Genomic DNA, 24,316 nt, shown 5'->3' on the forward strand with positions numbered 1-24,316 from the left:
ACTCCCCGATTACTCGCCCCCAAAGTACCGCTTCACCAGGTCGCGGTTGCGAGGCAGCAGCGGCGCCGCACCGGGCCCCGCCGTCGCATCGCCCCGGGCACTGGTGCCCTGCGCTCCCCCCGCTCCCGCCGGCCCCGCGTGCCGCAACGGCTCCGCGGCCTGGAGGCCCCACAACTCCTCGGCCTCGTTACCGCCCTTGCCCTGCGGCAGCGGCTCGAAGGCGAGCCGCTCCGGGTCCATCTGCGCCTGGTCTCCGTAGACGAGCGGCTGACTCTCGCCCCCGCGCCCCGCGCTGGCGCCCTTGCCCACGCCCCGGCTCGCGTGTCCCTGAGCGCCCTGTCCCTCGGAGCCCTCGCCCTCACCGGAGGCCTCGCGCCCCGGACGGCGGCCCCGGCCGGACTGCCCCTGCTGGCCCTGCCCGGAGCGCTGCTGGGCCTGGGCCTCGGAGCCGTTGTTCTTCTGCGGGTCGAAGCGGTTCTCCAGCGCCTGGCGGCGCCGCTCCAGGGACTGACGGAGGTTGGCAATCTGGTCCGGCGAGCCCGACGCCTGCGAGCGGGCCCGCGAGGCGGCGGACTGCTGGCCCTGTTGGCCTTGCTGACCTTGTTGCCCCTGCTGGCCCTGCCCCTGTTGCCCCTGCTGCGCCTGGGCCTGCTGTCCCTGCTGCTGGGAGTCGCCGGACTGTGGCTGTCCCTGCGCACCGGTGTCGCCCTGGGCCTGCTCCGTGCCCTCGCTGCCGTCCTGCGGGGCGCTGGGGTCTGCACCGCTCAGCTCCATCAGCGCGCGCTCCAATTCCTCGCGCTCGCGGGAGGTGGCCTCGGCGCTTCCGGCGGCGCCCAGGGCGTCTTCCAGCTCGCGCGCGGCCTCGGAGGCGCGGGACAGCTCGGCGGCGGCCTCGGCGGCCTTCTCCGCGAGCCGCTTCTCCATGGCGTCGGCGGCCTCCCAGTCACCGGAGTCGAAGCGGCCCTCGGCGACCTCCTCGGCGAGCCGGCGCAGCTCGTCCTGCACGGCCTCGTCCAGCACCTCCTCCTTCGCGAGGGCCTCCGCCTGGGCCTGCACGGCGGCCACCTTCGCTGCTGCGGCGGCATTGGCGGGACGGACGCGAGGCGCGGGCAGCGGCAGCATGAAGCCCACGACAGTGAAGAGCAGCGCGCCCAGCAACGCGCCCACCGGCTTGCGCCACTGCACCTCCGGAGTCTTCACCGAACTGGCGAGCTGGTTGACGGTGAGCTCCCACTCACCGACGGGCCGCTCCAGGCGCGTGAGCAGCAGTCCACCCGCATTCGCCGAGCGGTCCGCGAGCACGGCGGCATGCTCCAGCGACACGCCACGTGAGCGAGCCCGCCAGAACCACCACGCCAAACTCGCGGCCAATAGTGGAGGCAGGGCCCACACCACGGCGCCGCGAAGGAGCAGCCGGGCGAGCACGCACGCGGTGGCGGTGGCCCACACCGGGGCGACACCGGCCTCGGTCCAGGCCACGGCATTGAGACGCCGTTGCACACGCCGGACGGGCGCGAGCACCAATGCCTGGAAGCGGCGTTCTTCGCTGGCAGCCATGTAGGAGAGGCAGTGTCGGACACTCGGACCACTCCCCACAAGCGACGCCCGGCTGATGCGTCGCGGACCCACCGTGGGCGGTCGCCACACCGCCGCGAACCAGCTCTTCCGGGCCTCGGCTTCTGCCCCATCCCGATACGAAGCATCAATCCGGACAGCTGGCAGTTACTGCATTTCCCCGGACAGCTAGCTACCAGTGCCAGTGAGCAGCTTGAGCGCCTCGCCACACGTCGCCTGCACCCGCCTGTCGCCAAATACAGCCCGCCATCGTTCCCGCTTTATTCCTACCCCTTGGCGCAACACATCCAGCACCTCCGGCGCCGGAGATTGATGAGAGAGGCGGGCTTCCACCTTTCCCGGGACAAGCAACGATGCCTTCATTCTCCCCATCAAGCTGATGACAACATCAAAGAAAACGTCATCGAGTTCGTCCGGCTGACACAGGGCAATCTGGCACGACACATCCCCACCGGGCCTGAGCTCGAACTCAACGTAACCTGAGGCGGTTAGAAGCTCGTAGTGTGGCCAGCCGACCTGACCCACTCCCGATGGGGCAAGGCCCGTTATCGTGGCAAGGGCCTGTTGCCCTGACAAACCACCCACACCAGGGCTCAACTTCACGCCAAAACATTCCACTCCCATGAACCCCTCTATTGAAAGAGCCCTGTAGGAATTGCTTCATACCACGGAAAGCTCCAACCGGTCGTCTGCCCGGTATTGACAACTGCAGACGGGGGAATGGGCGTCTCGGTAAGCGCTGCGGCAATGACGCGATGATGTCCATTCATGAGGACACCGTCGCCTGAAACAATAATCGGCTCCAGAGAGCGTCCCCCAGGGCCTGGCCCGCGAACCCCCCAATTCCAGGTCCCGCGCTCCATGGCCGCAGCATACTCGAGCACAACCTCAGGATCCGTATACTGTCCCTCCTGCCCGGCCTGGAATCCCATTCGCTCCAGGCGCAGCGCCAACTGCTCCGCACTGGCGGCTCGTTGCGGGCCCTGCACTGTGGCCGCTCGGACAGCAGCCGACAACCGAAGCCCATGCGCCTGCCCCGTCAGGCTCGCCGGCTTCGCGAGGAACCTCCCACTGGCCACGCCGCCGACGACGGCTCCAACCCCGAAGTAGTCGTCCGCTGTCCCGCGTCCCTGGACGATGCGCTCGCCACTGTCCCAGAGCGACTGCGCGCCTCCGTTCGCGAGTTGGTAGACGCCGTAGGCCAGCAACCCCACCCCCGCTGCCAACGCGCAAGGTGGGCACAGAGCGCCCAAGGCTCCGAGGGCATACGCCGACCCCATTCCGATGGCAACGCCAGCGAGCAGTCCATTCACGCCGTAGACTGCTGCCTCCAATCCGGAGACGCGGCTGCCATTCGGATCCGCCGCCCCGACGACGGGCTCCACTCCCATTCCCGGGCCGGACTGCCAGAATTCGGCGGGGGGCTCGATGAACTCGGGCTCAGGGCTCGTCCCCTCGATGATGTCATCCGTGAATTCAATCTCCGTCACCCGCGGCTCGTAGACCTGCCGCAACCCCATGATGGGATAGGACATAGACTCTTCGGCCTGGAAGCCGGTGGGGTCCGTGAACGTGAGGGGATTGTTGAGGACGTAGCTGTAGCGGTTGAGGGACTGCCCGAAGAAGGGGGCCTGGACGACCGGGTCCGGGCTCATGAAGCGACCCAGCTTCGGGTCATACATCCGGCCCTTCATGTTGATGAGCCCCAGCTCGTCGTCCTCCTCGTGGCCCGTGAAGCCCAGGCGCAGACTCGCCGCGCTCCCGGTGAAGGGGAGCGCCGGGTTGGTGGGATTCTTGCGCAGGCCGAAGGGGTCGTACTTATGGTGCGCCACCACCAGGCCACCATTGGCCGTCACCGACTCCACCGAGCCCAGGTGGTCCATGTGCAGGTAGGCGACGGTCTCCGCGCCCGGCGTCGGAACGTCCGTCCACTCCACCTGCGCCACCACCTGCTCCGGCCCCGCCACGTAGAAGATGTGCGAAACCTTCCCATCCGGCTGCGTGCGCTTCTCGTACAGGCCGCCCACGTACACCGTGCGAGAGCCGTCATTGGACTGCTTGAAGGTCCGCAGGTGGCCAGCGTCGTACCCGAAGGTCCACTGCCGGGTCCCCTCCGTCACCTTCTTCGGCAGGTTGAAGTAGGTGTACTCCAGCTCCCGCAGCCCGCCCGTCCCCAGCTGGCGCCGGTTGAGGTTGCCGTTGCCGTCGTACGCGTAGTGGTCCGCCCCCACGCTCGTCACCGCGTGCGGCCCCGCCGGCCCGTCCCCGTACCCGTACGTAACTTCCTCAAAGGGAGCGCTGCTCGTATTGCCCAGCTTGGACGAGCGGTACTTCAGGTTGCCAAGCGCGTCATAGTTGTACGCGAACACCGCGCTGTTGCAGCCCTTGCTCACCTTCCACTGCGTCAGCCGGTCCACGCCGTCGTATTGGAAGTCCTCCGTCACCTGCCCCAGCCGGTCCACCCGGCTGCGCAGGTTGCCATTGGCCTCGTAGTCATACGCCAGCTTCTGCACGTCCCCCGCCGGCCCCGACGTCTCGACGAAGCGCAGCTGGTTGAGCGCGTCGTACCGCCGCGTCGTCGTCACGCCGTTGCCGAAGGTCTCCGCCGTCAACAGGCCGGACGCGTTGCGGGACGTCGCCGTCCAGTACGTTTGGCCCGTGTTGATGTTCTGCACCGACTGCACGTCGCCATGGCCGGTGTAGTTGTAGAGCAGGCCCATCCTCGCGCGCCCCGCCACTTCCGGGTACCCCACCGTCTGCAGACGCCCCTGCGCGTCGTAGGCGCGGCTCAGCCGGTACTCCTGCCCCTGGATGCTCCACCGCTCGTGCACGGGGCGGCTCAGCGTGTCGTACTCGTACGTCTGCACGACGCCGTCCGGCGACGTGGCCGTGTGCAGCGCCCCCAGCCCGTTGGGCGCTGTGTCCCAGACAAGCGTCGTCACCTGCGCGGGGCTGCCCGTCGCCGCCGGTTGGTTGGTTTCCGTGAGGTTGCGCCCCAAGGCGTCATACGTGCGGGTGACGGTGTTTCCATTCCCGTCCGTCTGCCACCGCACGTCACTGAACGCGGTGTACGCGGTCCGGTGGATGCCCGAGTCCGGGTCATGGAGCAGCGTGCGCCGGCCCAGCCTGTCGTACTCCAGGACGGTCTGGTTGCCCGACGCATCCGTCACGGTGCGAGGGAGCCCGAACGGCCCGTACCCATACTGGGTGACCAGTGTGCCCGTGGAGATGACGTCCGCGCTCTGCACCACCCGCCCGAGCGCGTCCTCCACCGTGTAGCCCTCATTGCGCTTCTCGTCCCAGCGGAGCGTCTTCAGCCCCTGATGCTTCTTCTCCTGGAACGTGCCATCCGGGTTGTGGACGAAACGCAGCCGCCCCCGCTTGTCGTACTCGAAGCGCCTGTAGAGCACCGGTCCCAGCACCGTGTGCGGCATGGACACCTGCTTCACCCGCCCCAGCGCGTCGTACTCCGTATCCGTCACCATCCACTCGCCGTTGAAGCCCCGCGTGCGGCGCACCGACTCACGGCCCAGCGAGTCATGGCGTACCTGCGACTCGATGCCGTTGGGCGTACAGGTGGCGAAGTTCAGTCCATAGGCATTCCCCCCGCAGGTCGAGATATCGACCTCGCGCGAGGTGACGAGGGGTCGCCCGTCCTCCGACGAATAGCTGAGGGTGGCATCCCCCTTGTGCGGGCCATCTTCGGCCCGCGGGCGACCGAACGCATCGTAATACCAGCGCGTCTGCAAGCCATTGTGGTTCTGTTGCACCGCCACGACTCCCATGCCCCGCTGGTAGGCATAGTCCGTGCGGAGGACGGGGCCATTCGGGTCATCCGTGGGATGGGCAATGCGCGCCGCCACCAGCAGCCGCTCGTAGGCGTCGTAGTGGAGCTCCGTCCGGCGCTGGCGTCCCGCGGCGTCCGTGCTCACCACCTGCGTCGGCAGCCCCAACCCGTTGTAGGTGAAGACCGACTCCAGCCAGACGTCCTCGCGCTCGGGTGACACCGAATCCGGCTCCACGATGAGCCGACGCGGCAGATTCGAAGCCGGCTGGCACGAGGCACCGTCGCAGTACTGGAGCTCCGTCGTCCGGGTGACGGACAGCCCCGCGGGCGTCGTGCTCGTCACCGTCTGCCGGCGCTGCAGGCCCAGCAGGTGGTCTCCCGGCGTGGGGTGGTTCTCATAGGTGGTGGACGTCACCAGGCGGGTGCCGTCCTGCGCCACCTCCTCGTGCAGCGTGAGGTTGCCGTACGTGTCGTACTGGTTCGTCGACTCCTGGTAGCGCAGGGTTCCGTAGGCCCCGCCCACCTCCGTCTCGGTCACCTTCGACACGTACGGAAAGATGCCCCTGCCTCCGGCCGTGGGGCGGGACGCGAATTCGGAGGTGCGCCGGAAGGAGTCGACATTCCCCGGCTCCAGTTCCACCTTCGTCGTCACCTCCCAGGGCCGGTGCGCCTCCAGGTAGAAGCCCTGGGTGAGCTTGTCATTGCGATACAGCGAGGTGGTCTCCTGGGAGGCGGCCACGTCCTCCACCGTCCGCTTCGCGAATCCCAGCCACCCGCGGCCTCGCAGGTCCGTCCGGCCGCCTTCATAGCTGTACCTGAAGTCCCGGTCCCCGCCCCCGGGGATGCCCGAGCCGCTCTCGATGTGGCGCCACACCAACCACTGCCCCCGCATGTTGCAGGACTGCGGCCAGGTGCAGGTTGCCGGCGTATGGAAGGATGCCTCCGCGGAGCGACTGCGGTGCGTGACGGACTCGTACGCAACCTTCACCTGGTTCTGGAGGCCATCCTCCACCTTCTTCAACATGTCCGGCTTGTAGGAGGTGCGCACGTAGAGCACCAGCTCCCCCTGCTCCATCTGGATGACGTCCGTCAGCCCGTCTCCGTTGGCATCCAGGAGCTGGGTGAACTTCATCCCCCAGCCCGAGCCCTTCAGCGACGTCTTCGAGGAGTCCTCGGTGCTGACGCTGATGACATTGCCGCGGCCGGTGGTCTGTCCCACCGGGATGCTCAGCGGACGCACCGTGAAGCCCGTGCCCGTCGACTGCAGCACCACGTGCGTGTTGCGCAGGCCCACGCCGTAGCCGCCGTCCGTCAGCAGCAGGTCCTGCTTGCCATCCATGTTGAAGTCCACCACCCGCACACCCACGTCGGTGAGACGGTGCCGCGGGTCCAGGCGCGAGAAGCTCACCTCCGCCCCGGCCGGCAGCACCTGCGTCACCGGCGGCGCGAAGCCATTGCCGGTGTTGATGGAGATTTCGATGTTTCCCCTGTCATGCGCCTGGGGCTGCCGCTTGGCGCTGACCGAGTCGGGCAGCCCGTCCCCGTTGATGTCCATGAACCAGTGCTGCCGGTAGATGAAGTCGAGGTAGGTGCTGTTGGGGACTGGCTGCGTGGTGAGCGTCGTGGTGAGCTTCTTGCCAATCGCCCCCGACGCCGTGCGCCCCAGCGCCACGAGGAAGCGGGAGTAGTCATCCGCCGTGGCTGAGTCGAACTCGCGCACCAGCAACTCCGTCGCTCCATCCCCGTCCACGTCCACCGCGTAGCCCGCGTGGTCCTGCCCCGCGGCCACGCCCGTACGCTGGTGTCCCACGGGGAAGACGGGCGTTCCCTGCGCATCCACCTGAGTCAGGCGCGCGCCCCACTCGCGCGGGAAGGGGCTTCCGCTCGTGCCCTGCGTCACGCTGCGCACCATGTCCGGCAACCCGTTGCCGTCCAGGTCGGCGACGTGCAGGGCCGGCACGCGTACCGGGCTCGACTGGTCGAACCAGAAGTCGAACGCGTCGGCCTGGGTCTCCGTGAAGCCCGTCCCGTTCGACAGGAAGGTCTGGTACTTGCCGTTGGTGCCCGACTGCACGTCGGGCAGGGAGAGGTTGACGACGTCCACCTTCCCGTCGTTGTTCAGGTCCACGGTGCGCAGGTCATCCGCGCCGTCTCCCGCGCGCGCTGGAGACAGCGCCAGCAACTCCATGGCCGGGCCGAAGTCCTCGCCATTGGTGTTGAGGCGGAGATACCACCTGGGCGGCTGAATCTTGCCGCTGATGAGCGGGCTGAAGCGGTACATGAGGTCGTCGCGCCCGTCGCCGTTGACGTCCAGCGTCTGCAATGTCCAGAAGTCCGGTCCCGGCGCGAAACCCTCGGCGTCCGGGTAGCCCGCGCTCCCCGCGATGTAGGGCAGCGCGGAAGACACCTGCACGCGGAGGAAATACGGGTCGACGGGTGGCACCTGCTCCACACGGCCCGTCCCCGGCGTGCCCAGCTCCCAGGTGAAGAGGGTGGGGCGCTTGCAATCCCCATTGGCGTCGCACTCCTTGACCTTCTCCAGCAGGCTCCGTCCGGAGACGCTGTTGTTGAGATAGGTGAGGGTGTAGCTCCGCAGCGGCCCCGTGCCCCAGCCCGGCCCCCACATGTGGATGGACGTGAGCAGCCGCACGTTGACCATCCGGAACCCGGACACGAACCGCTCGATGCGGTCGGGCCGCTCCGTGGACTGGTAATAGAACCGCACCGCGCGGCGCGGAGTCACAACCGAGGGGTCCGTGGTGGAGCCGGTGTAGCGGATGGCCACCGGGAGCTGCTCATAGCCGAAGCCCGAGCTGACATCACCGTGCGTGCGCAGCTCGTACTCCACCAGCATGTAGTTGCCATGCCGGTCCCTCACACGCGACAGCGACCAGCCGTAGCGCACGCTCTGCGCGGCGTGGTTTCCCACCACCGTGGCATCCGTGGGGTTGCTGGAGGCCGCCTCGAAGCGCATCCGGTAGCCCTCGATGCGCGAGGCGCCTTCCCGGCCGTACTCCAGCACGAGCCCGCTCTTGAGCTGCACCTCGAACCACAGGGGCCCCAAGGCGTCCTCCTGCCGCGCCACGATGTGTGAGAACGCCTCCACCTCCGTGGCGTAGGTCTTCTCCCCCTCGTCGGTGCTGCCCACCTGGAGCAGGCGCTTGCCGTCCAGACAGAAGGCATCCGTATCGTCGAACTGGACCGGTGCCGGGGCTCCGTCCTGGGCCAGCGTCTTGTTGCACCGGACCACCTGCGACAAGCCGCTGAGGTTCCAGCCCATGCCCAGCAGGCCGTTGCCCCCCCGGCTGTTGTAGTCGAGCGACAACGATGGCTGCACTCCGGCACGCCCCTGGGGGACCCACAGCGGGACGTGGTAGGTCGCCGCGCCGCCCGGCGTCACGCTCAGGCCTCCCGCCACGGCGCCGGGCACGAGCCCCTCATCATCCAGCTCGCTCCGGACCACGGCGTCCTGCGGCGTGGGCAGCTCCTGGTCGCCCGTGAGGCGCGAGTGCGTCACGCCCCCGGACTCCGGCCTCCCTGGCTCGTCCAGCGCATAGCCGCAGGAGACCGCCATCTGCGTGCAGTACACCACCAGCGTCAGCACCGAAAGAATGCGTTTCATCCCAACACCTTGAAGCAAGCGGTGACGCCGGATGACTCCGGCGCGTCTCGCAAACCATTGTCAGAAGGCCTGTCGCCCGGAGAGGCCTCGCCTCTCCGCGCATCCGCCTCGCGAATCAGAACCCGTCGGGATTGCCCTGGCACACCCCGAACTTGCAGGTCGTCCCCGTCGGACACGTGCCGCAGCTCAGCTGCGCACCGCATCCATTCGAGGCGGTGCCGCACTGGCGCTCCTCACCACAGGCCTCGAATCTGGAAAGGGGGGTGCAACCACAGGCATACGGAGTGCCTCCGCCGCCACACGTATTGGAGCCCGAGCAGGTCCCACACGTGTACGTCCCGCCACAGTTGTTGGACACCGTGCCACACGTCTTCCCCGCGCACGCCGTCGCCTGGGGAGTGATGGTGCAGCCGCACACGTTCGGCGTTCCTCCGCCACCACACGTCTGCGGACTGGTGCAGGTGCCACCGCCGCACGTGTACGTCCCGCCACAGCCATTGGGCACGGTGCCGCAGTTCTTCCCCGAGCACGCCGTCGCCTGGGCAACGGGCGTGCACCCGCACACGTTCGACGTTCCTCCGCCGCCGCACGTCTGGGGGCTGGTGCAGCCTCCGCAGTCATGGCTTCCGGTGCATCCGTTGGACACGATGCCGCACCGTCCCTGGCAGGCCTGAGCCTGGGTCAGCGGCGTACACGCCCCGCTGCAGACGTTCGGTGTGCCACCCCCTCCGCACGTATTTCCACCTGTGCAGGTGCCACAGCTGAGCGGCCACCCGCAGCCGTCATCGATGGTGCCGCAGTTCTTCCCCTGCTCGGCACACGAGCGCGGCTGACACTGGCACACGGCCTGGTCCGTCCGGCAGACGTCGCTCTCGTCGATGCTGCCGTCGCAGTCGTCGTCGGCGCCGTTGCAACTCTCCGCGGGCGCCGTGCAGTCGCCCCAATAGAAGACCGGGTAGCCACTCAGGACCTCCCTGTGGCACGTCTGCGACGAGCCCGGACAGGAACCAGCGCTGCTCTGACACTCCCGCGTCAGGCTTCCCATCGGCAGCCCGGCGTTGTTATCTTCGACCCCGTCGTGGTCGTCGTCACAGCCATTGCACTGCTCGGGTCCGGGCGTCGGAGGCTGGCAGGGCCCCAGGGTGCCGTCCGCGAGGCACGCGGCGGTGGAGTTGGCGCACGGAGTCGCGTAATCGCGGTAACACGAGAGCCGAATCCCCGTCTGGTAGACGCACTGATAGGCACCGTTGCGGCACGTGCGCGTTCCAGGACACCCCACCTCGCTGGAACAGGCGCCGTTGGTCACCGGGCCATTGTTGGCGGCGTTCTCGTCCACCTGTCCGTCGCCATCATCGTCACAGCTGTTGCAGGACTCCGACTGATAGGCCGAACAGGAATTGGGGATGATCTGCCCACCCAGGCCGTCTTCACCCGAGCCGGTGGTGCAGCGCCGGGTGCCACTGCGACCGCAGACGGAGCATGGCTGGATGGACTCCCCCGAGAACTGACAAGCTCCCCACTGCGTCCCTTCGCAAGTCATTGTCCCCTTGCAGCCGTTGGCGGAGCAGGTCTGCGTCGAGCCGTCTACGCAGGCGGCGCGAGCCTCTCCCCACAGGAGAAGGACGACGCAAGACACGACAAAAACCAGACAGCGATACATCGGGCGAAGCAGGAGCATGCGGTGTGGACTCTGTGCTGGAGCGGAGGTCATGCCGTCTGGCGGATCGACCCTTGGCGCTCGATGCAGGTCAGGACAGAGGCGGCGCGACCCTATCTTCACACCGTCAAGAACTCAACGATTCCTATTCACGGAGAACCAATTCCGGGTCAGCAGCCACACTGCCATTGCAGCTCAATTTCCACTCCTGCATGCGAATACCCCCGAGCGCCGCCTGGAAGCACCGCGGATGCCGTCTCGAAGGACCGGCGCTGGCACAGCGGCAACGCCCACGGGTGCAGACTGGCAATTCTGGAAGGTTCCACCATGAGTCTCACCTCGTGGGCACCAGGCCTGCTCGGGCTGCTGCTGGTGACGGAACCCGGGTGCCCCACCCGCGGCAAGCTCCCTCGGTGGGATGGGTCAGCTCGCACGGTGGACCCGACCGTCCTCGTGCGCCTGGGCATCCAGGAGCTCGACTACCGGCGGGTGGCGAGCGTGGCCCTACGGGCGCGTGAGCAGCAGTCCGCCCGCACTCGCCGAGCGGTCCGCGAGCACGGCGGCGTACTCCAGCGACACCCCACGCGAGCGCGCGCGCCAGAACCACCATGCGAAGCCCGCGGCCAGCAACAGAGGCAGGGCCCACACCACGGCGCCGCGAAGCAGCAGCCGGGCGAGCACGCACGCGGTGGCGGTGGCCCACACCGGGGCGACACCGGCCTCGGTCCAGGCCACGGCATTGAGACGCCGCTGCACACGCCGGACGGGCGCGAGCACCAATGCCTGGAAGCGGCGTTCTTCGCTGGCGGCCATGTAGGAGAGGGAGTGTCGGACACTCGGACCACTCCCCACAAGCGACGCCCGGATGATGCGTCACGGCCCCACCGGGAACAGTCGTTTCACCGCCGTGAGCGGCCGGCCCGGCAGACGGGCGACGGGCCCTGCGTCACCCGGGCCCCTGCCACTGGAGCTTCTCTCGCAGGTGAGGCGGCACAATTGTACAGGCTGTGTATGAGCTGTGACTCGTAATAGGCCGAACGGTCTAGCGCGCGCTGCCACCATGACCAGGTCGCCACGTTGCGCAGCCAGGGAAGCGTCCACCTCAGCATGTCTTGATAGATTTCCTGTCTGGGCGTCATCGGCGAGAAGCCACTCCAGTTGGCGTATACTGGCGTCTCTGGAGGATTCAGACCATGAGTCCCACCTCGTGGGTGCCAGCCCTGCTCGGGCTGGTGCTGCTGGCAGGACCCGGGTGCCGCACCCGCGAAGAGTCCCCCGCGTCGAGCGAGCCTCCTCGAGCGGAGGCGCCTCCTCGCGACGTGAAACCGAGCCAGGTCGACCTGGGCGTCAAGGAGCTCGACTACCGGCAGATCGCAAGCGTGGCCCGCCGGACGGAGGCGGACTGGTGGGCCGTGGTGGGCGTCTCGCGTGGGGACAAGCCGAGCAACGGAGCGCCTCCCTTCCAGATACTGCGCAGCGCGGATGCGGGCCGTTCGTGGAGGGAAGACCCGGAGCTCACCGCCGCGCTCGGTCGCGTCGTGAGCGACGACAAGCTCCGCCCCGACATCTTCGTCTGGTACACGCCCGACATCGGGGTCATCGCGGGCGCCCTGGGCGCGCGGGTGTTGCGCACGGTGGATGCGGGGCGCACCTGGGCGTCCGTGCCGCTACCGGAGGACCTGTGGGTCCATGACCTGGCGCGTGCGGGTGAACGCACGTGGGCCTGCGGTTCCACGGGAGGCCTCCACCGCAGCGACGACGCGGGCGCGAGCTGGCGGGAGCTGGTGCTTCCGCCCTTCTCCGTCCATGCCCCGTGCATCTCCATGTCCTTCCTCGACCCGGAGCGGGGCTGGGCCCTGGGGCTGAACGGCTCCCTGTGGGAGACGAATGACGGTGGGGAGCACTGGGCTCGCCTGAACGCTCCCGATCTCCCGACGGTCCAACGCCATCCCATGCTGCCCCCGAAGCCCGAGAAGCCCCACAAGGTGGTCCGCCTGACACGCGAGGTGGCCTGGATGGCCGGCGAGTCGAGCCGCTTCCAGACGACCGACGGAGGCCAGACGTGGCAGGCCCGGCCGCTGGCCGCTGGAGAGCAGCACGCGGGCCTGCGCGTCGCGAAGACACCGGAGGGGCGGCACGTCATCATCGTCGGAGCAGCCCGAGGCGCTCCGGGCACGTGGGTTCCCGCCCTGGACAAGGATGCGGTCGCCATGGGTGATGACGCGGTGGTGACACTCGACCGACGGGACGCCGCGATGGAGCTTGGAGAGTCCGGTCTGCGCACCTACGTCTCGGGCCAGCTCGCCTGGGCCGGCCCCCTCAGGAGCGCGGGCACCGGCGTCCTCACGACGCTGGACGGCGTCGCCAGGCGGTCTCCCCAGAGCTGGCTCGGGTGGTCGGGTGAGCACGTGGTCGCCACCTTCGACGCGGGTCGGAGCTGGGTGAAGGTGGGGCGCCTCCCGCAGTCACCCCTCCAGCAGCTCGTGTTCCTGAAGGCGGGCACGGCGCTGGCGAAGACGGCGGCGGGAACGCTGCTGCGCTCCGAGGCCCTCCACTTCGGACGCCAATGGGAAACCACCACGGATGCCCTGGACGCCTACGACTTCGCGGTGAAGACCGGGCCCGCCGCTGGTGAGGCCCGCCCGAGCTCCCCCTTCGAGTGTGTGCTCTCCACCGTGCCCGCCGTCTTGAAGCTCCAGTTCGGCCGTCAGGGCCACATCACCGGGGCCCAGAACACGCTCACCCTGGAACACACCCAGCAAGGAGCCCGGCTCACGGGAGTGCGCTCTCGTGGAGGGGTGATGCAGACGGAGCCCATCGAGCCGCGGAACCTCACTCGCGCCGACGCGGAGCGCTTCGTCCGGGAGCTCGCGGAGGCAGTGACTCCCGAGGAAGTGCCAGGGGGCTGCGGCAGCACCACCCACGTCGTGGTGGTCATGGAGTGGACCTGTCCCTCCAGCCCCGCCAAGGAGGGCCGGCTGGAGCTCCGTGCGGATGACTGCACCATGCCCGACAGGACGAGCGGATATCTCCCCAACAGCTACGCGCGCGCCTTCCACCTGCATAAGGTCGCGATGCGCACCCTGAAGAACGCGCCCCACTGATTGCCATACACGGGCCTGCACGGCGGCGCGCGCCACCGCGATGGGCTGGTCTTCCTGGAGGGTTCCACCATGAGCCCCACCTCGTGCCTACCCGCCCTGTTCGGGCTGCTTCTGCTATCTGGCTCCGGGTGCGGCACCCGCCCCGAGCCCGCCTCCTCGAATGCACCGCCTCGCACGGTGGAGCGGGTCATCCTCGCGGACCTGGGCGTCGAGCCCCTCGGCTACCAGCGAGTCGAGAGCATCGCCTGGAGGAAGGAGGGCGACTGGTGGGCCTTGGGGAATACCTGGCGTTGGGACAAGCCGCTCATCAGCGGTGCGCCCTACTTCGAGGTCCTGCGCAGCGCGGATGCCGGCCGCTCGTGGCGGGAGGACCCGGCGCTCACCGCCGCGCTGAACGGTGCCGGCCTCTACAGGGATTTCCGCCTCGAGCACTTCGTCTGGCTCACGCCCGACATCGCGCTCATCGCGGGCAACCTGGGCAAGGGGGTGCTGCGCACGGAGGACGCGGGGCACACCTGGAAGTACGTGCAGCTGCCCGAAGTCGTGTGGAACCATGAAGTCCATGACCTGGAGCACGTGGGCGGACGCACATGGGCCTGCGGCTCCACCGGGAACATCCATCGCAGCGATGACTCGGGCACGACCTGGCGCAAGCTGCGCACGCCCCTCGCCACCGAGGACCGCTGCGTCTCGCTCTCCTTCGTGGACCCGGAGCGGGGCTGGGTCCTGGGGGAGACGGGCGCCCTGTTCGAGACCGATGACGGAGGCGAGCACTGGCGGCCCCTGAAGACTCCCGCCGCGGCCAGGGTCGACTCACCCGCGGCGCCCGAGACGTTCCACCAGGTCGTCCGCCTCACTCCCGAGGTGGCCTGGATTGCCAGCGAGGTGAGCCGCTTCCAGACGACCGACGGCGGCAAGACCTGGCAGGCCCGGCCCCTGACCTCCGAACAACTGAACGAGGGTCCGCGCGTCGCCACGACTCCGAGCGGGCAGCGCATCGTCACCGTCGGCTCGGCCCGTGGTGCTCCGGACACATGGGTTCCTGCCCTGAACAAGGACGCGGTCGCCCTGGGCGATGACGCGGTGGTGGCATTCGAGAGACGGGACGCAGCGAGGGAGCGCGGGGAGCCCGGTCCGCGCACCTATGTCTCGGGCCGGCTCGTCTGGGCAGGCGCGCTCCGGAGCGCGGGCACCGGGACCTTCACTGCGCTGGACGGCGTCGCGAAGCGGTCCGCGCAGAGCTGGCTCGGGTGGTCGGGTGAGCACGTGCTCGCCACCCTCGACGCGGGCCGGAGCTGGGTGAAGGTGGGGCGGTTCCCGAAGTCGCCCGTTCAGCAGCTCGTGTATCGGAAGACGGGAACGGCGTTGGCTCGCGCGGCGGACGGCACGCTGATGCGCTCGCACGCCCTTTTCTTCGGGAGCCGGTGGGATGTCACCACGGATGCCATGGACATCTACGACTTCGCGGTGGGCACGGGGTCCGCACCGGCGGAAGGCCCCGCGCTCGCTCCCTTCGATTGCGTGCGCTCCACCACGCCCGCCACCCTGAAGGTCCAGTTCGGCCAGATGGGCTGCTTCATGGGCGCCCAGAACACGCTCACGCTGGAGCTCGCCCAGGACGGCGCGAAGCTCACGGGAGTGCGGTCTCTGGGAGGAATGGAGCAGATAGCACCCATCGAGCCCCGGAACCTCTCTCGCGCCGAGGGAGAGCGCATCGTCGGGGAGCTGGCGGAGGTCATCCTGCACGAGGAGCAATCGACGGGCTGCCAATCCACCAACAGCTTCGAGGTGGTCATGGAGTGGACGTGCCCCTCCAGCCCCGCCAAGGGAGGCAGGTTGGAGCTCAGCGCGTATGACTGCACCCAGTTCCCCCATCTCTTCCCCGCGGGCTATGAGCGGGCCATCCACGCGCACGACGTCGCGATGCGTGTCCTGAAGAACGCGCCCCGCTGAGCGCCACCCCTGGGCCTGCACGGCGGCGCGCGCCACCGTGATAGACGGGCCTTCCTGGAGGGTTCCACCATGAGTCCCGCCTCGTGCCTACCTGCCCTGCTCGGGCTGCTGCTGGTAACGGAACCCGGGTGCCCTACCCGCGGCCAGCTCCCTCCGTGGGACGAGCCGGCTCGCACGGTGGCTCCGACCCTCCTCGTGGACCTGGGCGTCCAGGAGCTCGACTACCAGCGGGTGGCGAGCGTGGCCCAACGGATGGACGGGGACTGGTGGGCCGTGGTGACTGGCTCGCGCAGCGGCAGGCCGAGCAACGAAGCCGCTCCCTTCCAGATGATGCGCAGCGCGGATGCCGGCCGCTCCTGGCGCGAGGAGCCGGAGCTCACTGCCGCGCTCTCCCGGGGCATCCTCGACGACCACCACAACCTCGACCTCTTCGTCTGGTACACGCCCGACATCGGCATCATCGCGGGCTACATGGGCGCGCGGGTGCTCCGCACGGTGGACGCGGGGCGCACCTGGCACTCCGTGCCGCTGTCGGAAGACCTGTGGGTCTTTGACCTGCAGCGCGCGGGCGAACGCACGTGGCTCTGTGGCTCCTCCGGCGGCATCCACCGCAGCGACGACGCGGGTGCCCATTGGCGCGCGCTGAAGGGCACGCCCTTCAACGCCCTCGACCGCTGCAGGTCCATGTCCTTCCTCGACACGGAGCGGGGCTGGGTCCTCGGGTCGAGAGGAACCTTGTGGGAGACCCGGGACGGCGGTGAGCGCTGGCAGCAACTGACGGCTCCCGAGCCACCCTTGGTCGACAGCGACTTCGGCCCTCCGGAACCCGACCGGCTCCTCCAGGTGGTCCGCCTCACGCCCGAGGTGGCCTGGATTGCTGGCGAGGCAAGCCGCTTCCAGACGACCGACGGCGGGAAGACGTGGCAGGCCCGGCCCCTGACCGCCGAAGAGCAGGACTCGGGCCTGGGCCTCGCGGTGACACCGAGCGGGCAACAGGTCATCACCCTGGGAACAGGCCATGGTGCTCCGGCCTCGTGGATTCCCGCCCTGAACGAGGACGCGGTCGCCATGGGCGGAAACGCGGTGGTGACGCTCGGAGGAAGCCGGCTGCGCACCCACGTCTCGGGACGGCTCGCGTGGGCAGGCCCCCTCCCGAGCGCGGGCACCGGCGTCCTCACGCCACTGGACGGCATCGCGCAGAAGTCTTCCGAAGAGTGGCTCGGGTGGTCGGGTGAGCACGTGGTCGCCACCTTCGATGCGGGCCGGAGCTGGGTGAAGGTGGGGCGCTTCCCGCAGACGCCCATCCAGCGGCTCGTGTTCCTGAAGACGGGCACGGCCCTGGCCAGGACGGCGACGGGCACGCTGCTGCGCTCCCCGGACGTCCACTTCGGGCGCGAATGGGTGATTGCCACGGAGGCAATGGACACCTACGACTTCGAGATGAACGCCGGCCCCTCAGCGGGCGAGGCCCGCGTGAGCTCCCCCTTCGAGTGCCTGCGCTCCACTGCGCCCGCCACCATGGATGTCCGCTTCATCGAACAGGGCTGCGAGCACCACGTCGAGCACACACTCCGTCTGGAGCTCACCCGGGATGGCGCCAGTCTCTCGGGGAGGCTGGAGGAGAACCGCCTGGTGGAGGGGGCCGTGCGCGTCGACCATTGGAATGCCGACGCACGGAAACTCTCACGCGCCGAGGGGGAGCGCATCCTCCGAGAGTTGGAGGAGGCCGCCACCCACGAAGAAGCTCCGACCGACTGCGGCTCCACCAACAGCAGGAAGGTGGTCCTCGAGTGGGCCTGTCCCTCCAGCCCCGTGAAGGAGGGCAGGCTGACCTTCGAAGCAGACGAATGCGGCGGGCACGAGAGTCTCACCCGGCGGCCCGGGGGATATGCCCGTGCACTCCACCTGTTCCAGATTGCGGCGCGGACCGTGAAGAACGCAGCTCCACGGAGCACCGCGCCACTGCCCTGAACTGAACGCGTTCGTACCTGCGCCGGGTTGCCCTCGCCCGGCCGCGCTGTCGGAATGCCGCCCCACGGAATCCACGGGGGGATGACATGGCGACGAACAAGGTGAAACCAGAAGCACTGAAGCAACCACGCAAGGACTTCCACGAGGCCATCTGCAAGGCCCGCGGCAACGAAGTCTTGCAGCGCTCGCCCCGGACGCGCTCCGCGCCGGAGCTGTTCGGCCCGGCGGAGAAGCTCCAGGCGCCGGCGGACCTCACCACCTTCGTCCCCGAGGCCTGGCCCCAGCCCTCCTGGCGCGGCGGCATGGGCGCCATCCCCTACGACGGCGGCACCACCTTCCGCGTCTGGGCCCCCCACGCGCAGCGCGTGCAGGTGGTGGGCGAGTTCAGCAACTGGCACGCGGTGGAGCTGGCCCGCGAGCCCTCGGGCAACTTCTCCCGCGACGTCCCCGGCGCCTGGAACGGGCACCAGTACCAGTACGTCATCCAGGGCAAGTACGGCGACTGGCGCTGGCGCAATGACCCGCGCGCCGCGGACGTCACCACCTCCACCGGCAACAGCGTCATCGTCGACCACCGCGACTTCCTCTGGCGCTACGACAGCCACTTCCGCATGCCGGCCTTCAACGAGGCCGTCCTCTACGAGCTGCACGTGGGCACCTTCCACGACGCGCCGGGCTGGGGTCCCGGCAACTGGCTGAGCGCCATCGACAAGCTCGACTACCTGAGAGACCTCGGCGTCAACCTGGTGGAGCTGATGCCCTCGTCCGAGTTCGCCGGAGACTTCTCCTGGGGCTACAACCCCACCTTCCCCTTCGCGCCGGAGAGCTCCTACGGCACGCCGAACGACCTCAAGCGCTTCGTGGACGAGGCCCACCGGCGCGGCATCGGCGTCATCCTCGACGTCGTCTACAACCACCTGGGCCCCAGTGACCTGCCCCACTGGGACTTCGACGGCGAGACGTTCGGCAGGGGCGGCATGTACTTCTACACGGACGAGCGCGCCAACACCCCCTGGGGCCAGACGCGCCCCGACTATGGCCGCCCCGAGGTGCGCGACTACCTGCGCGACAACGCGCTCATGTGGCTGCGCGAGTACCACATGGACGGCCTGCGCCTGGACGCCACGAAGGAGATTCGCACCGCCAACGGCGTGGACAACCCCGCCGGCTGGGAGCTGCTCCGCTCCATCTCCGAGGCCGTGAAGCGCGAGTTCCCGTGGAAGCTCGTCATCGCGGAGGACATGGGCGGAGACCCGGCCCTCACCCATCCCCAGGGCGCCGGCTGCGACTCGCAGTGGGACGCGTCGTTCGTCCACCCCGTGCGCGCCGCGCTCACCACGCCCTTCGACGAGAGTCGCGACCTCCACGCCGTCCGCGACGCGCTGTACGCCCGCTACAACGGCCAGGCCACCCAGCGCGTCATCTACACGGAGAGCCACGACGAGGTGGCCAACGGCAGGAGCCGCATCCCCTCGGAGGTCGCACCGGGCGACACCGGGAGCTGGCGCGCGAAGAAGAAGTCCGTGCTCGGCGCGGCGCTGACCCTCACCGCGCCCGGCATCCCCATGCTCTTCATGGGGCAGGAGTTCCTGCAGGACGGCCACTTCGACGACGGCAGCCCGCTCGACTGGAACCGCGCCGGCTGGTTCACCGGCATCCGACAGGCGTACCAGGACCTCATCCACCTGCGGCGCAACTGGCACGACAACACCGCGGGCCTGCGCGGTGAGCACCTCCACGTCTTCCACCTCAACCACTCGGACAAGGTGCTCGCCTTCCACCGCTGGCAGCACGGCGGCCCGGGCGACGACGTGGTGGTGCTGGTCAACCTCGGCAGCCGGGCCTTCTCCTGGTACGAGCTCGGCCTGCCCTCGGATGGCCTGTGGCGGGTGCGCTTCAACAGCGACTGGCAGGGCTACTCGCCCGACTTCGGCAACACCTCCACGAATGACTTCTGGGCCTCGTGGGGCGGGCGGGACGGAATGCCCGCGCGCGGCGGCCTGGCGCTCGGGAGCTACAGCGCGGTCATCCTTTCGAGGGACCGCTGGTAGAACGCGCTTCGCATGCTGCTCGCCCGACCTCCAGACCTCGCGCCCCGGGCCCCGTGGCCGGACATGCCGCTGGTGGTCTGGCCCGCCGCGCTCGCGATGTGGGGCCCGGGTGACCAGTCCACGAAGCACGCCCACCACGCCATGCACCTGGTGCTCTGCCGCCAGGGCACCCTCACCGTCCGCGCGCAGGGCCTGAAGTCGGCCGAGCGCGCGGCCGGCGTCCTGGTGGGCCCCGATGCGTCCCATTCCATCGACGCGCGCGGCTGCGAGGTGCTCCTCCTCTTCGTCGAGCCGGAGAGCCACGACGGCATCCGGCTCCAGGGCTCGCTCACAGGTCCGGTGCGCCTCTTCGACGAGGCCCGGCGCGACGCCCTGCTGAGCGCCCTGCCCCGCGGCGGCCCCATCCCCCACGACGCCGTGGGGCCATGGATGGAGTCCACCCTCGAAGCCCTCTCCGGCACGCCGGAGACTCCGCACCGCGTCCACCCGCGCGTGCGCAAGCTCTTGCGCCACCTGCGCGCCGAGCCCGCCCCCGAGGACACGTCCCTCGAAGCCCTCTCCGAGGTCGCCGGCCTGTCCCCCGGGCGGCTGATGCATGCCTTCACGGACTCGCTCGGCGTGCCGCTGCGCCCCTACCTCCTCTGGCTGCGGCTCCAGCGCGCGGCGGGCGCCATCGCCGCGGGCCGCACCCTCGGCGAGGCGGCGCACGCGGCCGGCTTCTCGGACTCGGCCCACCTGACGCGGACGTTCCGGCGCATGTTCGGCACCACGCCCTCGTCGCTCCAACGCCGTAGCCAGTTCGTTCAAGCGAAGGCCCGTCCCACCGACGCATCTTGAAGGCACGGCGGCGGACACCCCGCCCGACGCCACCCTTCAAGGAGCTCGTCATGACCTTCTCGCTCGTCCTGCTGACCTTCTTCGCGCTGCTGCACCTGCCCCCGCTGCGCCGCCTCCCGGCGCTCGCCACGCCCCGGGACAGGGCGGCGGTGGCCGCGGGCCTCTTCTTCATCGGGGCCGGCGTCATGCACTTCCTCATGCCCGCGCGCTACGAGGCCATGATTCCGCCCCAGCTCCCGTCCCCGCTGTTCTGGGTCCTGCTCTCCGGCGTCTTCCAGGTGGCCGGCGGCGTGGGGATGCTGCTCGGGCGCACCCGGCGGCTCGCGGCGCTGGGGCTCATCGCGCTGCTCGTGGCCATCCTCCCCGCCAACATCCACGAGGCCGCGGCGAACAGCGCCTCGCATGTGCTGCCCCTGCCGGACTGGTACTTCTGGCTGCGCATCCCCTTCCAGCTCGTCTACATCGCCTGGGTGGCGTGGGCCGGTGGACTCTGGCGCACCTTCGGCCGTGCGAGGCTCGCGGCGCATGGTTAGTCTCGCGCGCCTATGCACTTCCGCCATCTCGGACGCAGCGGTCTGGTCGTCAGTGAAATCTCCTACGGCAACTGGATTACCCACGGCTCGCAGGTAGAGGAGGAGGCCGCGCTGGCGTGCGTGCGCGCGGCGCTGGACGCGGGCATCACCACCTTCGACACCGCGGACGTCTACGCGGGCACCCGGGCCGAGGAGGTGATGGGGCGCGCGCTGAAGGGCCAGCGCCGCGCCGGCTACGAGCTGTTCACCAAGGTGTACTGGCCCACCGGCAACGGGAAGAACGACCGGGGCCTGTCGCGCAAGCACATCCTGGAGTCCATCGACGGCTCGCTGAAGCGGCTCCAGACGGACTACGTGGACCTGTACCAGGCCCACCGCTTCGACTTCGAGACGCCGCTGGAGGAGACGATGCTGGCCTTCGCCGACCTCGTCCGCCAGGGCAAGGCGCTCTACATCGGCGTCTCCGAGTGGACGGCCGACCAGATTCGCCAGGGCGCCGCGCTGGCCCGCGAGCTGCGCGTGCCCTTCATCTCCAACCAGCCCCAGTACTCCATGCTGTGGCGGGTGATTGAGTCGCAGGTCATCCCCGCCTCGGAAGCGGAAGGCCTGGGGCAGATTGTCTGGTCGCCCCTTGCCCAGGGCGTGCTCACCGGCAAGTACCTCCCCGGCAAGCCGCCGCCAGCCGGCAGCCGCGCCACGGACCCCACCGGCTCGCGCTTCATGACCCGGCTGCTGTCGGACGACGTGCTCACCCGCGTGCAGCAGCTCCAGCCGCTGGCGAAGGAGGCCGGCCTCACCATGGCCCAGCTCGCCGTGGCCTGGGTGCTCCAGAACAAGAATGTCTCCTCCGCCATCATCGGCGCCACCCGCCCGGAGCAGGTACACGACAACGTGAAGGCCGCTGGCGTGAAGCTGGAGGCGGAGCTCTTGCGCCGCATCGACGCGGTGCTGGGCCCCGCCGTGGAGAAGGACCCGGCCCTCACCGAGAGCCCGCCCCGCCGCCCGTGAGACCTTCCGAGGGAGCCCCCGCTTTCTCTGCCCGCCGGTAACACGGCGGGCCCTGGGACGTACCAGGGGCGTGACACCCTCGACTTCCGCGCTACATCCCCGTCCCCCAGCGAGCGGATGGGCACCAAACCCGCCCTTCCATTTGACTTTCCCGGCTCGGGGAACAAGAGATGGGCGCGCGAGTTGGCAACCGGGTTACTTGAGACTCGTAGCCCACCTACACTTAGGCTTCCCTTCATGACGCCCTACCTCCTCCTGTCCCAGACGGGTCAACCCGAGCTTGGCTGGCTCAGCAGCAAGCTGCTCGGCGTGACGCTCACCTCCGCCGAGTGGGTGTTGTGGATTCTCGTCGTCCTCTCGGTGCTCTCCATCGCCATCATGCTGGAGCGGACGGTGTACTTCGCCCGCCACCGGCTGCCGGACTCGGAAGGGCTGGCCGTGCGCCTGGCGCGCGGTGACTTCGAGGCGGCGCGCAAGGCGGTGGAAGGTAGAAGCGGCATGGAGGCCGCCGTCGTCCGCGAGGCGCTGGCGTCCACCGCCCAGGGCGCGGACACCGTGGAGCAGGTGATTGCCTCCACCATGGCCCGCGAGCGTCCCCAGTACGAGCGCTTCCTGTCCTTCCTCGGCACGCTGGGCAACAACGCGCCCTTCATCGGCCTGTTCGGCACGGTGCTCGGCATCATCAAGGCGTTCCACGATTTGGGCGCCTCCGCCGTGAAGGGCGCCGCCATCCAGCAGACGGTGATGGCCGGCATCTCCGAGGCGCTCGTCGCCACGGCGGTGGGTCTGGCCGTCGCGATTCCGGCGGTGGTGGCCTTCAACATCTTCAACCGCCAGCTCAAGACGCTCACCAGCCGCGCCAACGCCCTGGGCTTCGCCCTGGTGGGCAGCCTGCGCGCCGAGCGCCCCGCTTCCGACGCGGCCCCGCGCGCCGCGGAGGTCCGCTAGGCCATGGCGGGAGGCGCGCAGCAGGACAACGACGAGGAAATCACCGGCATCAACGTCACGCCGCTGGTGGACATCGTGCTGGTGCTGCTCATCATCTTCATGGTGACGGCCAACTTCATCGTCCGCGAGACGGTGGAGGTGGACCTGCCCCGCGCGGCCAACGGCGGCGAGACGGTGCAGGGCCTGGTCAACGTGGTGCTGGCCAAGGACGGCAAGCTCTACTTCGACGGCACCGAGGTGAGCGAGGCGGACCTGTCCACGAAGGTGGCCGAGCAGGTGGCGAAGGACAAGGACACCCGCGCCATCATCAGCGCGGACCAGAGCCTCGCGTATGGCCGGGTGATGCGGCTCATCGACGTGGTGAAGGGCCAGGGCATCGCCAAGTTCGCGCTCAACATCGAGAAGGACGTGGCCCCCGCCGCCACGCCCGCCGCGCCCTGAAGCGAGACGTCACCCCATGAGCCAGGCGGTCCTCGACAACTCGTCCCTGCCTCCCCGCCGCTCGCAGGCCGCGGTGGTCGCCTTCCTGCTCGTGTCGCTGGTGCTGCACGGCGGCGGCTTCTGGATGCTCGCCCGCATGGCGGAGCGTCCCCGCCCCGTCGTCCAGCGCCCGGTGGAGCTGGTCATGGTGGAGGTGCAGAAGCCGCCCCCGCCCCCGCCGCCCGAGGAGAAGAAGGAGGAGCCCAAGCCGCCTCCGCCCAAGGTGAAGCCGGTGAAGCCTCCGCCCATCAAGGTGGCCGAGGCCCCCAAGCCCCAGCCGCCGCCTCCGGTGGAGGCTCCGCCCCCGCCCAACGACACGCCCCCGCCGCCGCAGGCGAAGCCGCCTCCGCTCGTGGTGGGCATGACGATGTCGTCCACCACCAGCGCCGGCACCTTCGCCGCGCCCGTGGGCAACACGTCCTACGGCAAGGTGGACCGCACCGCGAAGGACCCCAAGGAGGTGAAGGGGTACTCGGCGCCGAAGTACACGCCCATCTACCAGGTGGACTCCGAGCCCACCGTGGCCTCCGAGGTGAAGATTCCCTACCCGGAGGAGGCCCGCCGCGCCGGCATCGAAGGCACGGTGACGCTGTCCATCACCATCGACAACGAGGGCCGGGTGGTGGCCGCGAAGATTCTCAAGGGGCCGGGCTACGGCCTGGATGAAGCGGCGCGGGATGCCATCAAGCGCTTCCGCTTCAAGCCCGCCATCAAGGGCGGCGAGGCCGTCTCCACGGAGATGAAGTACTCGTACACCTTCCTGCTGGACTGAAGCGGCCGCTCCCCTTCC

14 protein-coding genes are annotated in these 24,316 nt (G+C 69.2%); 11 read left to right on the forward strand and 3 right to left on the reverse strand.

Annotated elements, in window-relative coordinates; translation table 11 throughout:
• Positions 1 to 9: 9 nt before the first annotated feature.
• Complete coding sequence (locus ACX9TP_RS41415) at positions 10 to 1,323, reverse strand: hypothetical protein (RefSeq protein WP_482976199.1); 1,314 nt, start codon at positions 1,321 to 1,323, stop codon at positions 10 to 12.
• Between the two features lie 884 nt (positions 1,324 to 2,207).
• On the reverse strand, positions 2,208 to 8,984 hold the full coding sequence (locus ACX9TP_RS41420) for an RHS repeat-associated core domain-containing protein (RefSeq protein ID WP_482976200.1): 6,777 nt from the start codon (positions 8,982 to 8,984) through the stop codon (positions 2,208 to 2,210).
• Between the two features lie 329 nt (positions 8,985 to 9,313).
• Here ACX9TP_RS41420 and ACX9TP_RS41425 point away from each other — a divergent pair, with 329 nt between their 5' ends.
• Entirely contained in the window at positions 9,314 to 9,658 is a 345-nt protein-coding gene (locus ACX9TP_RS41425; protein WP_482976201.1) for a hypothetical protein, read from the forward strand.
• Between the two features lie 1,487 nt (positions 9,659 to 11,145).
• Here the strand turns inward: ACX9TP_RS41425 and ACX9TP_RS41430 are convergent.
• The gene (locus ACX9TP_RS41430) at positions 11,146 to 11,376 is read right to left on the reverse strand and encodes a hypothetical protein (protein WP_482976202.1); all 231 of its coding nucleotides are present in this window, start codon (positions 11,374 to 11,376) and stop codon (positions 11,146 to 11,148) included.
• Between the two features lie 458 nt (positions 11,377 to 11,834).
• Here ACX9TP_RS41430 and ACX9TP_RS41435 point away from each other — a divergent pair, with 458 nt between their 5' ends.
• From ACX9TP_RS41435 to ACX9TP_RS41480, 10 genes are all read left to right on the forward strand, one after another.
• A complete protein-coding gene (locus tag ACX9TP_RS41435; protein ID WP_482976203.1) occupies positions 11,835 to 13,745 on the forward strand; it encodes a hypothetical protein in 1,911 nt (636 codons plus the stop codon).
• Between the two features lie 69 nt (positions 13,746 to 13,814).
• On the forward strand, positions 13,815 to 15,698 hold the full coding sequence (locus ACX9TP_RS41440; RefSeq protein ID WP_482976204.1) for a YCF48-related protein: 1,884 nt from the start codon (positions 13,815 to 13,817) through the stop codon (positions 15,696 to 15,698).
• A 177-nt stretch (positions 15,699 to 15,875) separates the two neighbouring features.
• Positions 15,876 to 17,669, forward strand: coding sequence for a WD40/YVTN/BNR-like repeat-containing protein (locus ACX9TP_RS41445; protein WP_482976205.1), 1,794 nt, complete (start codon positions 15,876 to 15,878; stop codon positions 17,667 to 17,669).
• A gap of 86 nt (positions 17,670 to 17,755) precedes the next feature.
• Entirely contained in the window at positions 17,756 to 19,720 is a 1,965-nt protein-coding gene (locus tag ACX9TP_RS41450) for an alpha-amylase family glycosyl hydrolase (protein WP_482976206.1), read from the forward strand.
• 12 nt (positions 19,721 to 19,732) lie between these two features.
• The gene (locus ACX9TP_RS41455; RefSeq protein ID WP_482976207.1) at positions 19,733 to 20,557 is read left to right on the forward strand and encodes a helix-turn-helix transcriptional regulator; all 825 of its coding nucleotides are present in this window, start codon (positions 19,733 to 19,735) and stop codon (positions 20,555 to 20,557) included.
• A gap of 50 nt (positions 20,558 to 20,607) precedes the next feature.
• On the forward strand, positions 20,608 to 21,090 hold the full coding sequence (locus tag ACX9TP_RS41460) for a DoxX family protein (RefSeq protein ID WP_482976208.1): 483 nt from the start codon (positions 20,608 to 20,610) through the stop codon (positions 21,088 to 21,090).
• Between the two features lie 12 nt (positions 21,091 to 21,102).
• The gene (locus ACX9TP_RS41465) at positions 21,103 to 22,098 is read left to right on the forward strand and encodes an aldo/keto reductase family protein (protein WP_482976209.1); all 996 of its coding nucleotides are present in this window, start codon (positions 21,103 to 21,105) and stop codon (positions 22,096 to 22,098) included.
• Positions 22,099 to 22,335: 237 nt separating this feature from the next.
• A complete protein-coding gene (locus ACX9TP_RS41470; protein ID WP_482976210.1) occupies positions 22,336 to 23,046 on the forward strand; it encodes a MotA/TolQ/ExbB proton channel family protein in 711 nt (236 codons plus the stop codon).
• Positions 23,047 to 23,049: 3 nt separating this feature from the next.
• Positions 23,050 to 23,487: an ExbD/TolR family protein gene (locus ACX9TP_RS41475; RefSeq protein WP_482976211.1), complete on the forward strand. Its 438-nt coding sequence runs from the start codon at positions 23,050 to 23,052 to the stop codon at positions 23,485 to 23,487.
• Positions 23,488 to 23,503: 16 nt separating this feature from the next.
• Positions 23,504 to 24,298 carry an energy transducer TonB gene (locus ACX9TP_RS41480; protein ID WP_482976212.1) on the forward strand — a complete coding sequence of 265 codons (795 nt, stop codon included), beginning with the start codon at positions 23,504 to 23,506 and terminating at the stop codon, positions 24,296 to 24,298.
• Positions 24,299 to 24,316: the final 18 nt, after the last annotated feature.

The sequence above is a fragment of the Pyxidicoccus sp. M15 genome, assembly GCF_056858435.1.

Bases quoted from the DNA above. Each gene is read 5' to 3' on its own strand.
- ACX9TP_RS41420 (WP_482976200.1), bottom strand. From the start codon at position 8,984: ATGAAACGCATTCTTTCGGTGCTGACGCTGGTGGTGTACTGCACGCAG.
- ACX9TP_RS41435 (WP_482976203.1), top strand. From the start codon at position 11,835: ATGAGTCCCACCTCGTGGGTGCCAGCCCTGCTCGGGCTGGTGCTGCTG.
- ACX9TP_RS41440 (WP_482976204.1), top strand. From the start codon at position 13,815: ATGAGCCCCACCTCGTGCCTACCCGCCCTGTTCGGGCTGCTTCTGCTA.
- ACX9TP_RS41450 (WP_482976206.1), top strand. From the start codon at position 17,756: ATGGCGACGAACAAGGTGAAACCAGAAGCACTGAAGCAACCACGCAAG.
- ACX9TP_RS41455 (WP_482976207.1), top strand. From the start codon at position 19,733: ATGCTGCTCGCCCGACCTCCAGACCTCGCGCCCCGGGCCCCGTGGCCG.
- ACX9TP_RS41460 (WP_482976208.1), top strand. From the start codon at position 20,608: ATGACCTTCTCGCTCGTCCTGCTGACCTTCTTCGCGCTGCTGCACCTG.
- ACX9TP_RS41465 (WP_482976209.1), top strand. From the start codon at position 21,103: ATGCACTTCCGCCATCTCGGACGCAGCGGTCTGGTCGTCAGTGAAATC.
- ACX9TP_RS41470 (WP_482976210.1), top strand. From the start codon at position 22,336: ATGACGCCCTACCTCCTCCTGTCCCAGACGGGTCAACCCGAGCTTGGC.
- ACX9TP_RS41475 (WP_482976211.1), top strand. From the start codon at position 23,050: ATGGCGGGAGGCGCGCAGCAGGACAACGACGAGGAAATCACCGGCATC.
- ACX9TP_RS41480 (WP_482976212.1), top strand. From the start codon at position 23,504: ATGAGCCAGGCGGTCCTCGACAACTCGTCCCTGCCTCCCCGCCGCTCG.